Genomic DNA, 15,510 nt, shown 5'->3' on the forward strand with positions numbered 1-15,510 from the left:
AACCGTTGGACTTACAGATTGCAAGAGACAAATAACAAGGAAAATCAATTTATTGGTTTTCGGCTGATAACCGCAAAGAAGGAAAAACCACGCTTTTTCCTTCTTTGTCAGCAGTCTGGGGGGAGTAAAGCTCCCCTTTCTCACCTGCAGTTGCGCTATTTAGCGCTAAATAGCTCAAAAGGTTTAAAACACGCCGCGATGTCGCACAAAGTGAACAGGAAGTCACATTCACGATATTTATCATTACCGTTTTGAATATAAATAGTGGTGTTAATGTCTGTCATCAGAAGCTTACTTTTCTTTCTCGGCGCGGCGGCGGCTTCCGCCATTGCGGTACTGTGTCTATGGGTGGATATCCGGGTGTTTGGCAACGATATTCCGGAGATTTCGCTTACCGAGGTGGTGCAGGAGGTCGTGCTGGCGATAATCGTGCTGATTCACTTCCTGCTGGCGAAAAAATATGAGCTCCTGCGCTACTGTAATATCCTCGTTGGCGGCTTCTTCCTGGCGATGCTGATCCGCGAACTGGATGCGCTGTTTGATCTTATTACTCACGGTAGCTGGGTGTGGTTCGCGCTGGCAACGACGATAGCCGCGCTAATCGCTCCGCTGCGCCACGCTCGTCAAACGCTGTCGCAACTGGCGCAATACACCCGCACGCCCTACTACGGCATGATGATAAGCGGCCTGCTGGCGATTCTGGTCTTCTCACGGCTGTTCGGCATGCATGGCTTATGGTATGCCGTACTCGATGAAAATTACGCGCGGGTGGTGAAAAACACCGTTGAAGAGGGTAGCGAATCGTTCGGCTACATGCTTTGTCTGACCGCCTCGATTGGCTACTACTGCTACTTCCGCTATCAGGCGCGGCAGAAAAGCTAATCCATTGCGCCGCCAGAATGTCGCATTCTGGCGGCTGCGCGAATCATGAATTACCCCTGAATTTTCCACTTCCGCTTGAGCACATTTTTATCCTGGCTATCCAGCCACTGGTTCACTTTCTCAAGCAGCGCCGGATTATCCTTATTCATCATATAGACCTTATAGCTGGCGGTGCCGGGGAACGGCGTCTCATTCGCCACGCAGAACACGCCGGGCTCCTTACTCTGGTAGTAATCCCCTTCTATCAGGTCGGTCACCATCATATCGGCCGTTTTTTGCCGCAGCGCCTGCAGATTATCGACATTGTTCTGCACGCGGATGATCTGCGCATGCTTGATGTGCTCATCAACAAAACTTTGGTTGGTGCCGCCGGGGTTCACAATCACCTTCACATTCGGCTGGTCGATTTTTTCAAGGCTGCCGAGCGCTGGCGCGGCGCTGCAGTTCGCCAGGGCGATTTTACCATTGGCCACAACCGGATGGCTCAGGGAGAAATCTTTCGCCCGTGCCGCCGTCTCCGTTACGCCGCCCATAGCGATATCAAACTTATCAGCTTTTAAATCAGTCGATAGCGTTGGCCAGCTGGTGATAATAAACGTCACCTTCACCCCCAGCGTTTTCCCCAGATCGTGCGCCATATCGACGTCATAGCCGATAAGTTCGCCGGCGCCGTTATGAAAGGCCAACGGCGCGTAGTCCCCCGGCACGCCGACTTTTAACTCGCCGCTTTGTTGAATTGACTGCATATCGCGCGCCTGGCCCGCCAGTGCGGCCAGGGATAGCGTCAGGGCAAGCACCGCCTTCACTTTCATTTCATGATCCTTTTTTAATCATCAGGTTTTTGGTTATCACTCTGTCTGTCTCTGACGGCAAGCAAAATTATCTCTCTACCGCTCCGGCTTATAACCACTTTGTTAACCATATGTTTTATTTTTGTGATGCACAACCAGGATTCATTGCACCTTCTTTGTGCAATGAATCGCCAAAATCTACGCTCAAGATCCGACACTTCCCCATTACATTCGCGATATTGCTGGAAACAGCGCTTTCTGGCACAGCTGGCACGCATCGTGCTTTGTTAATTGAGTATCAGAATTCTGTTAAATGAGAGCGAACTATCATTAAGGGCAGAGATGAACGATAGCAACGGCTTGTTTCACATTATTGAATCCACTTTCAGCCAGCTCACGCCGAGCGAAAAGCGTATTGGCAGTTGGTTGTTAAGCCATCGGGAGCATATCCCGTTTGAGACTGCCGACAGCATTGCGCAGGCCACCGGCACCAGCGGGATAACCGTAGGCCGCTATCTGCGCAAGCTGGGCTATCGCAATCTCGATGACGTGAAGCACAGCCTGAAGGAGCCCGCTTCAACGCCCTACCGCCAATGGGGAGTGATTGACCGGCTTGACTCCTGGTCACAGCAGCAGGCGCAGCCGGATCGCGCCAGCCTGTCGTTGCAGATGGAGCTGGATGCCATTCGCTATGTCTACCAACTGGCGCAGGAACCGATCTTCGCCCGCGTCAGTCAACGCATCGCCGAAGCCGACGCGGTTATCATCATTGGCATTCAGTCGACCCGCGGCATCGCCAACACGTTCTTCAGCCATCTGGAATACCTGCGCCCACGCGTGACCTACGCCGACGGCAGCTCCGGTAGCTGGCTGGAATCATTAAATTCTGAATACCAGCGCCCCTATGTGGTGCTGACCGATACCCGCGCTTACTCCGTCGCCGCGCGCCAGTTTTGCCGGGTCGCCTGCGAGCGCGGGGTTGCCACCGCGCTGGTCACCGATATCTGGTGCCCATGGGCGCGCGACTATCCGGTTGATTTATTACAGGTGAAAACCGATACCGGCCACTTCTGGGATTCACTGGCGCCGATCGGTTGTCTTTTTAATCTGCTGCTCTCCGCGGTGGTGGAACGGCTGGGACCGAGCCTCTCCAGCCGCCTTGCCGCGAACCGCGCGCTGCAGCAGGAATTTGGTCAGTTTGAACGTTAAGGAAATTTTCGATGAGCCATCTTTCCCTGGTGGATATCGCCGCGCGTTTTCCCACGCTGCCTGTCGACCTGAAATACGCCACCGCAGATAACATTACCGGCCAACCGATTTATCGCGAAGCCCGCTGCCTGCTGCACCCCGACGCGGCGACCGCGCTGGAGAAATCTATCGCCATCGCCGCGCTGGCGGGCTATCGCCTGCTGGTGCTTGACGCCTATCGTCCACAGCGCGCCCAGCAACTGCTGTGGAATGCCTGCCCGAACCAGGATTATGTCGTACCGGCCAATATCGGCTCCAACCACAGCCGCGGCACCGCCATCGACGTAACGCTACTCGATGACCACAACAACCTACTCGACATGGGCACCGCCTTTGACGAAATGGACGATCGCTCGCATCCCTACCACCCGGCGGTAGCGCAGGAGGCCCAGCGCAATCGCCTGTTGCTGAACGCCATTATGTTCGGCGGCGGATTTAAAGGTATTACCACGGAATGGTGGCACTTCGAACTACCGGACGCGGCCGGTTATCCGCTACTCGATGATGTTTTCGCCTGTTTCTCCCCCGCTCAGATTGACGGAGTTTCACCATGAACATGACTCGCCCAGCATCCGTAGGTTTTCGCCCGTTACTGTTAGCCGCCGCGCTCTGCGCCGCTGTCCCCTCCGCCTTTGCCGCGGTGCCGAAAGATATGCTGGTGATCGGCAAAGCCGCCGACCCGCAAACGCTCGACCCGGCCGTCACCATCGATAACAACGACTGGACGGTGACCTACCCGGCCTATCAGCGGCTGGTCAAATACAAAACCGATAATGGCAAAGGTTCAACCGATGTCGAAGGCGATCTCGCCGAAAACTGGCAGGCCTCCGACGACGGCAAAACCTGGACCTTCACTCTGCGCAAAGGCGCGCAGTTTGACGACGGCTCGCCGGTGACGGCAGAGGCGGTCAAACTCTCTTTCGAACGGCTAATACGCATTAAACAGGGGCCATCGGAGGCGTTTCCCAGCGGGTTGAAGGTGGATGCCGTCGATCCGGCCACCGTTCGCTTCACGCTGCCGGAATCTTTCGCGCCGTTCCTGCATACGCTCGCCAATGACGGCGCCTCCATCATTAACCCGGCGGTGCTGAAAGCCAACGCCGCCGATGACGCCCGCGCCTATCTGGCCGAGCACACCGCGGGCTCCGGCGCGTATAGCCTGCAGCGCTGGCAGAAAGGGCAACAGTTGGTGCTGGTGCCCAACCCGCACTTCAGCGGCAACAAGCCGGCCTTTAAGCGCGTCACGGTGAAAATCATCGGCGAAAGCGCCGCCCGTCGTCTGCAGTTGACCAAGGGCGATTTGGATATCGCCGACGCCCTGCCGGTCGATCAGTTTGCGGCATTGAAGAAAGAGGACAAGGTCGCGGTCTACGACTACCCGGCGCTGCGCGTCACCTACCTGTATCTCAACAACAGTAAAGCGCCGATGAACCAGGCGGATCTGCGCCGCGCGGTGTCGTGGGCAACGGACTATAAAGGCATGGTCGACGGCATTCTTGGCGGTAACGGTAAGCAGATGCGCGGGCCGCTCCCCGATGGCATGTGGGGCTACGACGCCAGCGCCATGCAGTATTCATTAGATCCCGACAAAGCCAAAGCGGCGCTGGATAAGGTGGCGGATAAGCCGAAAACGCTGACGTTCCTCTACTCCGATAACGATCCGAACTGGGAGCCGATTGCGCTCTCCACTCAGGCCAATCTGCAGGCGCTGGGTATCCAGGTCAAGCTGGAGAAACTGGCCAACGCCACCATGCGCGAGCGCGTGGGTAAAGGTGATTACGACATCGCTATCGGTAACTGGAGCCCGGACTTCGCCGATCCCTATATGTTTATGAACTACTGGTTCGAGTCGGACAAAAAAGGGCTGCCGGGAAACCGCGCATTCTACGACAACCCGCAGGTTGATGCGTTATTGAAACAGGCGGTCGCCACCACCGATCAGGCGGCGCGAACCAAAGATTATCAGCAGGCGCAAAAGACCGTCATTGATGACGCCGCCTACGTCTACCTGTTCCAGAAAAACTATCAGGTCGCCATGAACAAAGAGGTGAAAGGCTTCGTTTTCAACCCGATGCTTGAGCAGATTTACAATATCGCCGACATGCACAAGTAGCGGGCCGTCTCTCCATCTTGTCTGGTCGGGCCGTCGCAGGCCCGGCCGAGGAGCGCCATCATGAGTTTCTGGGGTTTAATACGACAGCGCTGTTGGGGGCTGATTTTAGTCGTCGCCGGCGTCTGCGTGATTACGTTTATTATTTCGCACCTGATTCCCGGCGACCCGGCGCGGCTGCTGGCGGGCGATCGCGCCAGCGATGAAATCGTCCGCCATATTCGCCAGCAGCTGGGGCTGGATTTACCGCTATGGCAGCAGTTTGCCCGCTACGTTGACGCCCTGCTCCACGGCGATCTCGGCACCTCGATTCGCACCGGCCGCCCGGTCCTGGAAGATTTGAAAACCTTCTTCCCGGCGACGCTGGAGCTGGCCTTTTGCGCGCTGCTGATTGCCCTGCTGGTCGGCATCCCGCTCGGCATGCTGTCGGCGGTTTACCGCAATCGCTGGACCGATCACCTGGTGCGCCTGATGGCGCTGACCGGCATTTCAACCCCGGCGTTCTGGCTCGGTCTCGGAGTGATCGTGCTGTTTTACGGCAAGCTCGATTGGCTGCCCGGCAGCGGCAGGCTCGATGACTGGTTCGATCCGCCCACCCGCGTCAGCGGCTTTTATCTGCTGGATTCACTACTGGAAGGCAATATCGAGGTCTTCTTCAATGCCCTGCAGCACCTCATTTTGCCGGCGGCCACCCTTGCCTTCGTTCATCTTGGCATCGTCGCCCGGCAGATCCGCTCGGCGATGCTCGAACAGCTCAATGAGGATTACATTCGGACCGCGTTGGCCAGCGGCCTGCCGAAATTCACCATTGTGGTGCGCTATGCGCTACCCAACGCGCTGATCCCCTCCATCACCGTGCTCGGGCTGGCGCTGGGCGATCTGCTGTACGGCGCGGTGCTCACGGAAACAGTGTTCGCCTGGCCGGGGATGGGCGCCTACGTGGTGTCTTCGATTCAGGCGCTCGATTTCCCCGCCGTGATGGGCTTCGCCATCGTGGTCTCCTTTGCTTACGTACTGGTCAATCTGGTAGTCGACCTGCTCTATTTATGGATCGACCCGCGCATGGGTCGGGGAGAAAGCTAAGTGATGATGACTCAGGAACAACCGCTTCCACGGCCAAAGGCTGAAAAAAGCGGCCACTGGAAGCGTCGTTGGTGGTTGATCCGCCAAAGTCCTCTAACGCTAATTGGCGCGGCGATCATGCTGATCATGCTGTTTTTAATGATCTTCTCGCCGTGGCTGACGCCGCACGATCCTAACGCTATCAACCTTGCCGCGCGTCTGCAGGCGCCGTCGTTCGCTCACTGGTTTGGTACCGACGAGGTCGGCCGCGATCTGTTCAGCCGCGTACTGATCGGCAGCCAGCAGTCGGTGGCCGCCGGGCTGGCGGTGGTATTGATCGCCGGGATCAGCGGCTCGCTGCTGGGCTGTCTCTCCGGGGTGCTTGGCGGGCGCAGCGACGCGCTGATTATGCGTCTGATGGACATTATGCTGTCGATTCCGTCTCTGGTGCTGACCATGGCGCTGGCGGCGGCGTTAGGTCCGAGCCTTTTCAACGCGATGCTGGCGATCGCCATCGTGCGTATTCCATTTTACGTGCGGCTGGCCCGCGGCCAGACGCTGGTCGTGCGTCAGCATACTTTCGTCGAGGCCTCGGTGACGTTTGGCGCCTCGCGCTGGCATCTGATCAGCTGGCATATTCTGCGTAACGCCCTGCCGCCGCTGGTGGTGCAGGCCTCGCTGGATATCGGCAGCGCGATCCTGATGGCCGCCACGCTCGGTTTTATTGGCCTCGGCGCCCAGCAGCCCACCGCGGAGTGGGGCGCGATGGTCGCTAACGGCCGCAACTACGTGCTCGATCAGTGGTGGTACTGCGCCTTCCCCGGCGCGGCGATCCTGATCACCGCCGTCGGCTTTAACCTGTTTGGCGATGGCATTCAGGATCTGCTGGATCCCAAGGCCGGAGGGCGCAACTAATGGAAAATCGGGTCTTAACTATCGATAACGTTCGCCTGAGTTTCCCGGTCTATCAGGGCCAGGTCAACGTGCTGAATAATATCTCGCTGCACATCGATCGCGGCGAAATCGTCGGCGTGGTGGGCGAGTCGGGTTCTGGTAAATCGGTGACCGCGATGCTGGCGATGCGCCTGCTGCCTGCCGGCAGCTACCACATTCATAGTGGCGCTATCACCCTGATGGGTCACGATATGCTCAACCTGACGGAAAAAACGCTGCGCGATATTCGCGGCAGTAAGGTCGCGATGATTTTTCAGGAGCCGATGACCGCGCTAAACCCTACCCGACGCATCGGTAAGCAGATGGTAGACGTCATTCGCCAGCACCGTCCCATGTCGATGCGTGAGGCGCGCGCACGCGCCGTCGAACTGCTGGCGGATATGCAAATTGCCGACCCGCAAAGCGTGCTCAAGCGCTATCCCTTCGAACTCTCCGGCGGCATGCGCCAGCGGGTAATGATCGCTATCGCCTTTTCTTGCGAGCCCGACCTGCTGATTGCCGACGAACCAACCACCGCGCTGGACGTCACCGTGCAGCGTCAGGTGCTGCGCCTGTTAAAGCAAAAGGCCCAGGCGACCGGTGCCGCCGTGCTGTTTATCAGCCACGATATGGCGGTGGTCTCTCAGGTGTGCGATCGGCTGTACGTCATGTACGCCGGCGCGGTCATTGAAAGCGGCAACACCGGGGAAGTGCTGCAGCAGCCGCAGCATCCCTACTCTATCGGCCTGTTAAACAGCGCCCCCGATAATGGCGAACCGCGCGCGCCGCTACGTTCTATTCCCGGCACCGTGCCGAATCTGGCGCGTCTTCCTGCCGGCTGCGCCTTCCGCGAACGCTGCTTCGCCGCGGGTGAAGCCTGCGGTATCACCCCCACGCTGCAGGCTCATGGTAGCGCCGCCGATAGACAGGCTGCCTGCTGGTACCCGCAACGGGAGAACGCCCATGTCTGAGACGCTATTAACCCTCAATGATGTGCACCTGACCTTTGCCGCGCAGAAAAACTGGCGCGGGAAAGTCATCGAACACGTCTATGCGCTAAATGGTCTGGATATGACAGCCAGGCGCGGCGAAACCTTAGGGATCGTTGGCGAATCCGGCTGTGGAAAAAGCACCCTGGCGAAGCTACTGATGGGCATGTTAAAGCCCTCTTCCGGCCACTTCACCCGCGCGCCGGCGCGCGGCGAAAACCAGAGCGGACGCATGCAAATGGTGTTTCAGGATCCGCTCTCATCGCTGGATCCGCGGCTACCGGTCTGGCGCACCATCACCGAACCGGTGTGGATCCAATCGCGCATGCCTGAAAAGGCGCGTCTCGATCTCGCCGAGCAGCTGGCGCTACAGGTGGGGATCCGTAGCGAATATCTCGATCGGCTGCCGCACGCTTTTTCCGGCGGCCAGCGCCAGCGTATCGCCATCGCCCGCGCGCTCTCGTCACAGCCGGAGATAATCGTGCTCGATGAGCCGACTTCGGCGCTGGATATCTCGGTGCAGGCGCAGATCCTTAATCTGCTGGTCGAACTGCAGCAGCGGCAGAATCTCACCTACGTGCTGATTTCGCATAACGTCTCGGTGATACGCCATATGAGCGATCGGGTGGCGGTGATGTATCTCGGGCAAATCGTTGAGATGGGGGAGGCCCGGCAGGTACTGGATAATCCCGCGCATCCTTATACCCGGCTATTGATGGAGTCGGTACCGCGCATCGGTTCGCCATTAGGCGAAGGTGTGCGCAATACCGAACTACCGGGTAACCGCCGGCTGCCGACGGGCTGCTACTTTCGGGAACGCTGTCCTTACGCCAGCCAGGGCTGCGAACGGCCGCAGCCGCTGGAGGCACAAGCGAATGGCGCGCAAGTCCGCTGCTGGAAAGCGCAAACAATAAGATGAGACCGGTCGCCGCCCGGTGCTACTGTTATCGGTTTGCAACGGTTTTGTGTACGGAAAACATGTGCTTTGTGTTAATTCAGAGCACATTGCGCTCCCGATATTTCTTCTGCGTTATGGCTCTCATGGCGCAGGGAGCGCACAGACCGTAGGCCGGATAAGGCGAAGCCGCCATCCGGCGCAAAAGCGGCGCCTTATCCGCGGATATTGCCCGGCTGCGCTGCGCTTGCGCGGGACTACAGATCCAGTGCAATGGGTGGCCCAGAGCCATAGGTAGCCCGGGGAAGGCGGTTACGCCGCCCCCGGGTTAGCCGTTATAAATTAATCAGAACAGCCCCAACGGCGCGGTGCCGTAGCTCACCAGCAGGTTTTTGGTCTGTTGATAGGCTTCCAGCGCCATTTTGTGGGTTTCTCGCCCGACGCCGGACTGCTTATAGCCGCCAAACGCGGCATGCGCCGGATAAACGTGATAGCAGTTGGTCCACACTCGACCGGCCTTGATGCCACGCCCCATGCGGTACGCCAGGTTAGTATCCCGCGTCCACACCCCGGCCCCTAAACCAAACTGCGTCTGGTTCGCGATCGCCAGCGCCTCCGCCTCGTCCTTAAAGGTGGTCACGCCGATGACCGGGCCAAAGATCTCCTCCTGGAAGCTGCGCATCTCGTTGTGCCCTTTAATCAGCGTCGGCTGAATATAGAAGCCGCTATCCAGCTCGGCGGTAATGCTCGCCCGATCGCCGCCGGTGAGGATCTGCCCGCCTTCATCACGAGCGATCTTGATATACGACAGGATCTTATCGAACTGCTGACGTGACGCCTGAGCGCCGATCATCGTTTCGGTATCAAACGGATCGCCGCGACGGATCTGCATCACTTTCGCCATAACCCGCTCCATAAACGGCTCATAGATCGATTCGTGGATCAACGCGCGCGATGGACAAGTACAAACTTCACCCTGATTGAAGAAGCCCAGTACCAGCCCTTCCACCGCCTTCTCAATAAACTCCTCCTCGCCATCCATCACGTCGGCGAAATAGATATTCGGCGATTTGCCGCCCAGCTCAACGGTGCAGGGAATAATATTCTCTGCCGCGCAGGCCATAATGTGACGGCCTACTGGCGTCGAACCGGTAAAAGCGATTTTAGCGATCCGCTTGCTCGTCGCCAGCGCTTCGCCGGCCTCTTTGCCAAAGCCCTGCACCACGTTCAACACCCCTGCCGGGAAGAGATCGCCGATGATTTCCATCAGCAAAGTAATACTCAGCGGCGTCTGCTCCGCCGGTTTTAAGACCACGCAGTTGCCTGCCGCCAGCGCGGGCGCCAGTTTCCATGCCGCCATCAGCAGCGGGAAGTTCCACGGAATAATTTGCCCGACCACGCCCAACGGTTCGTGGAAATGATAAGCCACGGTGGTGTCGTCAATTTCAGCAGTACTGCCTTCCTGCGCGCGCAGACAGCCGGCGAAATAGCGGAAATGATCGACCGCCAGCGGCAGATCGGCGTTCAGGGTTTCACGGATAGGTTTGCCATTATCCCAGCTCTCCGCTACCGCCAGATACTCGAGGTTCTCCTGAATGCGGTCAGCGACCTGCAGCAGAAGATGGGAACGCTGTTGTACCGAGGTTCGCCCCCAGGCGTCCGCCGCCCGGTGTGCCGCATCAAGGGCCAAACCGATATCTTTAGCGTCGGAACGGGGAAACTGCGCAATGTTGCTCCCATCGACGGGAGAAGTATTCATGAAATATTCGCCGCTTAACGGCTCGACGAATTTACCGTCTATGAAGTTGCCGTAGGCCGATTTGAATGAAACCAAAGCGCCCGGTTTGCCAGGATGAACATAACGCATAGCAATCTCCTTCTGTAGGGTTAAGGCGCAGCGGCGTGGTGGTTTTTGCTATTGTCCGCTGCACGCTTTCTCATGTAGCAGGGGTTATGCCAATTTTGCGTACTTCACATAAAATTCATAACTTCCAAATAATTACATATATCCCTCTGCCGATTCGCGTCCTCTTTGTCGCACAAGATCCCGCTTCTGTGTTGCGAATCGCAACACCAAGAAAACCAAATCGCTACAATATTGCAACACAACCCAGCCGACCACGAGGTGCGCCGTGCAAGGAAATCCGTTCACTATCACCGCCGGGACGCAGTCAAGCGCCCTGCTGAGCGACTCCTGGCAACGCAGCCAGCGCTACGGCCTGCAGCCAACGAGCGACGAATTTCCGCGCCTGCGCGGCGGCGAACTGGCCGACGTGCTGGAAAGCAACCGCAGCCTGCAACGGCTGGCGCAACCGGTGGCGACGCCGCTGGCGCAACGTGCTGCCGGGCTGCAATCGGTAGTGATTCTTTCCGATGCCAGCGGGCTGGTGCTCCAAACCTTCGGCAATAGCGCGGCAATGAAAAAAGCGCAGAGCTTCGCGCTGGAGCCTGGCAATATCTGGAGCGAAAGCGGTCGCGGCACCAACGCTATCGGTACCGCGCTGGCGATTGATGACAGCTGCGAAGTCGAAGGCCGCCAACACTATTTAACCCGTAATCAGGATTTGTACTGCGCGGCGGTCCCCCTACAGAGCCCCGATGGCCAGATTGCCGGGGCGCTGGATATTTCCGGCCCGGCGCATATCCCGCATCCCCACTCTCTGGCGTGGATTAAAGAGGCGGCCAAACAGATTGAATATCTGTGGGTGAAACAGAGCCTGCATCCGCAGCAGTGGTTAATGAGCCTGCACTCGCGGGTGCAGAAGCTCGATAGCGCCGAAGAGCTGCTGCTGGTCTTCTCCGATAACCTGCTGACCGCGGCCAATCGGCTGGCCATTCGCGAACTGGGCCTGCAGTCCGGTCAGATAGGGCAAATGACCTTCCAGCAGTTGTTCCCCCGCCTGACGCAAACGGCGGTTAGCGTGCCGCTGCCGATGACCTTCCAGCAACGTGGCTACTACTACCGCCTGCGTGCGCCAACCTGCACCAGCGTCGCTGTCCCCGCGCAACCAGCGCTTAACCTGCCGTTTTGCCCGTCCGGCGAAGGCGAGAAAATGGTCCGCCTGCTCAATGCCGGTATCGCGCTGTGTATCGAAGGAGAAACCGGCTGCGGTAAAGAGTTCCTCAGCCGCGAACTACATGCACATAGCCGCTGGCGCAGCGGTAAATTCGTCGCCATCAACTGCGCGGCCATCCCCGAATCGCTGATTGAATCGGAGCTTTTCGGTTATCAGGCGGGCGCTTTTACCGGCGCGAATAAAAACGGCTATATCGGCAAAATTCGCGAAGCCGATGGCGGGGTGCTGTTTCTCGATGAAATCGGCGATATGCCGCTGGCTCTGCAAACCCGTCTGCTGCGGGTGCTGCAGGAAAAAGAGGTCATGCCGCTGGGCGGGAATCGCAGCGCGCCGGTAAACTTCGCCTTGATTTGCGCCACCCACCGTCATCTCGCACAGCGCGTCGCCGAAGGCGCATTTCGCGAAGACCTGCTCTATCGCCTGCGCGAGTATGCTTTTACCATCCCGCCGCTACGCCAATGGCCTGAACTCAAGCTGTTTATTCCAGCGCTGTGGCGCTCGCTTGGCGCGGCAGAACGCCATATCACTCTCTCCGATGCCCTGATTAATCAACTGACATTATGCCGTTGGCCGGGTAACGTGCGTCAGTTGCAAAGCCTGCTCAAAGTTCTGTTGGCGCTGGCGGACGATGGCGAATGCCTGGGCGTCGCGGCGCTGCCGGAGGAGTATCAAAGCGCGCCGCAAACCAGCGCTCCAGGCGGGCTTCAACAACATGATGCAAAGCTGATTGCCGATACGCTGGCCAGCTTTAACGGCAACGTGAGTAAAGCGGCGCAGGCGTTAGGCGTCGCGCGCAGCACGCTGTATCGGCGGGCCGCGCGCGTACAAAGGAAGTGACTACGGCGTAAAGCGCGCCGGCAGCCAGGAGAAGAGACGGCGACTCAGCGCTTCGCACAAGGCCACTAGCGTCTGCCCCAGCCGTTGCCAGACCACTTTCGCCACGCAGACGCCCAGTGCTGAAATCAACGCAGCGCCCAGCATATCCAGCGGGAAATGGACGCCGAGAAAAATACGCGCCCACGCCACCGGCAGCGCCGCCGCCAGCACCAGCAGCCCCATGCCGCGCAGGCGTAATGATAGCAGCGCGAAAGCGGCGCTGAACATCACGGTGCCGTGATCGCTTGGGAAAGAGTTATCCGCCGGGTGGCTTATCCAGGTATGGCCCAGCGGGATCATAAACGGCCGCGGATGGAACCACAGCGTTCCGCAGGCAAACCCAAGCCCTAACGCTATCAAAATCGTCATGGCGCAAAACAGCGCCTGTCGATGTCCCTGACGACCGCCGAGGAACCATAATCCGAGCAATATCGCCGGGACTAAAAGGATAATCCAGCTGGCGGAGAATCGCGCCAGCAGCAATAGGCTGTCCGGCGTACCAGGCCCGGCATTCAGCGCGAGGAAGGCGCTCTGGTTAAACGTTTCTAACAGGTTCATGGCGAGTTCTCGTCACAGTCATCATGCTGTCATTATCGCCGGGATACCTTAAGCCAGGATTAACCTGGCGCTGAAGAATCCTCCTGGTTTTCTCCACCAGCTAACTGCTGCGGCAGCCGCGCCAGCAGTTCATCTACCACTACGCGAATTTTCTGCGGTACCCATGCCGCTTCCGGCCAGACGGCGCTAATCGCAAAACTGCCGCTGACGGACGACGGCAATATTTGCTGAAGTTCTCCCCGCGCTATCTCGTCTGCCGCCAGCCAATCCGGCAGCCAGGCGATTCCCAGTCCGCTTTTCGCCGCCGCGGCGATGGCGGCGAAATCATCCATTGCCAGCCCGGGCTGCGGGCGGAACGCGAGCGCCGCTCCCTGCGCATCGCGCAGATGCCATTTCTGCATCTGCCCGGCGTAGAGATAGCCAATGGTAAGATGCCCGTGTAGTTCTTCCGGCGCCTGCGGCGCTGGCCGATGTCGTAGATATAACGGCGATGCGCAGAGAATCATGCCATGCTGGCCTAAACGCCGGGCCTTAAGAAAGCTGGAGTCGCTCAAGGTGCCGATCCGTATCGCCATATCGAATCCTTCTTCAAACAGATTGACCTGGCGGTCGCTAAACGACAGCTCGAGCTTAAGCTCAGGATAACGTTGGCTAAGAGGAAACAAGATCGGCGCCACGCAGCGCTGGCCAAACAGCACAGGCAGGCTGATTCGCAGTCGCCCTTGTACCTGGGTTTTTCCACGCTGTATTTCATTTTCCGCATCACGCAGGTTATCCAGCGCCCGGCGGGATTGTAGATAAAAAACCTCGCCTTCTTCGGTCAACGCCTGCCGGCGAGTAGTGCGCTGGAACAACGCGACGCCGAGCCGCTGCTCCAGCCGGGAAATCGTCTTGCCGACGGCGGATCGCGTCACGTTTAGCTTCTCTGCGGCTTGCGCAAAGTTACCGCATTCGACGACGGCGACAAATACCGGGATCGCGTTCAAGTCACTGCGCATTGATTGGTTCCTGAGTGGATACAATTATAAAAAATAATGTCACTACTGGAGAAAAAAAGACAGTGTTACCCTGCGGACCATCAACTTTATGAGGAGTCCGTCATGAGTAACGTATTGATTTTAAAATCCAGCATCAACGGCCCGGCGTCGCTAACTAACCAGCTAATAGATGAATATATGCAGATTCGCCGCGAAGCCGGCCATCAGGACTCGGTTGTCGAACACGATCTGACCACCCTCGCCTTGCCGAAACTCGATGGCGCGCTGTTTGCCGCGCTGCGCGGCGCGCAAGATACGCGCCCGGCGATCCAGCAAGGAGTTGCCCTCTCTGATTCACTCATCGCCGAGTTAAAGGCTAGCGATCTGCTAGTGATCGGCGCACCGATGTATAACCTCAACGTGCCAACCGATCTCAAAAACTGGTTCGATCTGGTGGCGCGAGCGCGGGAAACCTTCCGCTATACCGAGACCTGGCCGCAGGGGCTAGTTGAAGGCGTGCGTGCGGTGGTTATTAGTTCGCGCGGCGGCGTCCATGACGGGCAACCCAGCGATGCGGTCACCCCTTACCTGCGCGCGGTGCTGGGATTGATGGGGATTAGCGACGTCGAATTTATCTATGCTGAAGGGATGGATATTCGCCCGCACGGCCGCGACGCGGGCATCGCCCACGCCCGCCAGCATATCGCCAGGGCTGCTCAGTTGGCGTGAGGTCGATTCTTTATGCGGGCTGGTAAAGGGTCATCTTTTACTTTAGAATAATCTAAATTTAGAAAAGACTAAAATAAAATGACCACAGCACAACAACTGCAGGCCAGCGCCGGGGAAGCCGCTGTCCTGCTGAAAGCGATGAGCAATCCCCACCGATTACTGATTCTATGCATGCTCTGCGAAGCCCCGCGTACAACCGCAGGCGAGCTGGCGCAAATCACCGGCCTGAGCCCTTCAGCCACCTCTCAGCACCTCGCGCGAATGCGTGATGAAGGGCTAATCGACTGCGAACGCGATGCGCAGCGCCTGCGCTATTTCATTACCCATCCCGCCGTTCAGCAGGTCATCGCCACGCTGAAAACCATTTACTGCCCGTAAGGAGT

General features: G+C 58.2%; 15 protein-coding genes. 11 read left to right on the plus strand and 4 right to left on the minus strand.

The genetic code is table 11. The features are described from left to right. Positions 1-273 precede the first annotated feature (273 nt). Positions 274-882, plus strand: a complete 609-nt coding sequence (locus ACSEMK_RS05375; RefSeq protein WP_430914607.1) for a transporter — start codon at positions 274-276, stop codon at positions 880-882. A 50-nt stretch (positions 883-932) separates the two neighbouring features. Here the strand turns inward: ACSEMK_RS05375 and ACSEMK_RS05380 are convergent, their stop codons facing one another. After that, a complete protein-coding gene (locus ACSEMK_RS05380; protein WP_430914608.1) occupies positions 933-1,694 on the minus strand; it encodes a transporter substrate-binding domain-containing protein in 762 nt (253 codons plus the stop codon). Between the two features lie 321 nt (positions 1,695-2,015). Between ACSEMK_RS05380 and ACSEMK_RS05385 the strand changes: the two genes are divergently transcribed. The 7 genes from ACSEMK_RS05385 to ACSEMK_RS05415 are packed head-to-tail and all read left to right on the plus strand — an operon-like array spanning position 2,016 to position 8,934. Further along, positions 2,016-2,882 carry a MurR/RpiR family transcriptional regulator gene (locus ACSEMK_RS05385; protein ID WP_087858664.1) on the plus strand — a complete coding sequence of 289 codons (867 nt, stop codon included), beginning with the start codon at positions 2,016-2,018 and terminating at the stop codon, positions 2,880-2,882. Positions 2,883-2,893: 11 nt separating this feature from the next. After that, positions 2,894-3,475 carry a D-alanyl-D-alanine dipeptidase gene (gene ddpX / locus ACSEMK_RS05390; RefSeq protein ID WP_430914609.1) on the plus strand — a complete coding sequence of 194 codons (582 nt, stop codon included), beginning with the start codon at positions 2,894-2,896 and terminating at the stop codon, positions 3,473-3,475. Further along, positions 3,472-5,034 carry an ABC transporter substrate-binding protein gene (locus ACSEMK_RS05395; protein WP_430914610.1) on the plus strand — a complete coding sequence of 521 codons (1,563 nt, stop codon included), beginning with the start codon at positions 3,472-3,474 and terminating at the stop codon, positions 5,032-5,034. Before ddpX ends, ACSEMK_RS05395 begins: the two co-directional genes overlap by 4 nt. A gap of 60 nt (positions 5,035-5,094) precedes the next feature. Beyond that, the gene (locus ACSEMK_RS05400; RefSeq protein WP_435336325.1) at positions 5,095-6,114 is read left to right on the plus strand and encodes an ABC transporter permease; all 1,020 of its coding nucleotides are present in this window, start codon (positions 5,095-5,097) and stop codon (positions 6,112-6,114) included. After that, positions 6,115-7,008 (plus strand): D,D-dipeptide ABC transporter permease, encoded by an 894-nt coding sequence (gene ddpC / locus ACSEMK_RS05405; RefSeq protein WP_372584999.1) that lies wholly within the window; start codon positions 6,115-6,117, stop codon positions 7,006-7,008. Further along, positions 7,008-7,997 carry an ABC transporter ATP-binding protein gene (locus ACSEMK_RS05410; RefSeq protein ID WP_213793429.1) on the plus strand — a complete coding sequence of 330 codons (990 nt, stop codon included), beginning with the start codon at positions 7,008-7,010 and terminating at the stop codon, positions 7,995-7,997. The genes ddpC and ACSEMK_RS05410 overlap by 1 nt, the downstream gene beginning before the upstream one ends. Then, positions 7,990-8,934 (plus strand): oligopeptide/dipeptide ABC transporter ATP-binding protein, encoded by a 945-nt coding sequence (locus ACSEMK_RS05415; protein WP_430914611.1) that lies wholly within the window; start codon positions 7,990-7,992, stop codon positions 8,932-8,934. Before ACSEMK_RS05410 ends, ACSEMK_RS05415 begins: the two co-directional genes overlap by 8 nt. A gap of 322 nt (positions 8,935-9,256) precedes the next feature. Here ACSEMK_RS05415 and exaC read toward each other — a convergent pair whose 3' ends face one another. Continuing rightward, positions 9,257-10,777 (minus strand): acetaldehyde dehydrogenase ExaC, encoded by a 1,521-nt coding sequence (exaC, locus tag ACSEMK_RS05420; RefSeq protein ID WP_430914612.1) that lies wholly within the window; start codon positions 10,775-10,777, stop codon positions 9,257-9,259. A 265-nt stretch (positions 10,778-11,042) separates the two neighbouring features. Here exaC and ACSEMK_RS05425 point away from each other — a divergent pair, with 265 nt between their 5' ends. After that, the gene (locus tag ACSEMK_RS05425) at positions 11,043-12,824 is read left to right on the plus strand and encodes a sigma-54-dependent Fis family transcriptional regulator (RefSeq protein ID WP_087858670.1); all 1,782 of its coding nucleotides are present in this window, start codon (positions 11,043-11,045) and stop codon (positions 12,822-12,824) included. Here the strand turns inward: ACSEMK_RS05425 and ACSEMK_RS05430 are convergent, their stop codons facing one another. Together ACSEMK_RS05430 and ACSEMK_RS05435 are read right to left on the minus strand one after the other, a co-directional pair. Beyond that, on the minus strand, positions 12,825-13,421 hold the full coding sequence (locus tag ACSEMK_RS05430) for an undecaprenyl-diphosphatase (RefSeq protein ID WP_087858671.1): 597 nt from the start codon (positions 13,419-13,421) through the stop codon (positions 12,825-12,827). A 59-nt stretch (positions 13,422-13,480) separates the two neighbouring features. Beyond that, entirely contained in the window at positions 13,481-14,419 is a 939-nt protein-coding gene (locus tag ACSEMK_RS05435) for a LysR family transcriptional regulator (protein WP_213793432.1), read from the minus strand. 102 nt (positions 14,420-14,521) lie between these two features. On the opposite strand from ACSEMK_RS05435, the gene ACSEMK_RS05440 reads away from it, so the two are divergent. Together ACSEMK_RS05440 and ACSEMK_RS05445 are read left to right on the plus strand one after the other, a co-directional pair. After that, the gene (locus ACSEMK_RS05440) at positions 14,522-15,127 is read left to right on the plus strand and encodes an FMN-dependent NADH-azoreductase (RefSeq protein WP_087858673.1); all 606 of its coding nucleotides are present in this window, start codon (positions 14,522-14,524) and stop codon (positions 15,125-15,127) included. A gap of 78 nt (positions 15,128-15,205) precedes the next feature. Continuing rightward, entirely contained in the window at positions 15,206-15,505 is a 300-nt protein-coding gene (locus ACSEMK_RS05445; protein WP_015370089.1) for an ArsR/SmtB family transcription factor, read from the plus strand. Positions 15,506-15,510: the final 5 nt, after the last annotated feature.

This window comes from Klebsiella sp. K-3, from assembly GCF_051207495.1.
GTDB classification, from domain to species: domain Bacteria; phylum Pseudomonadota; class Gammaproteobacteria; order Enterobacterales; family Enterobacteriaceae; genus Klebsiella; species Klebsiella aerogenes.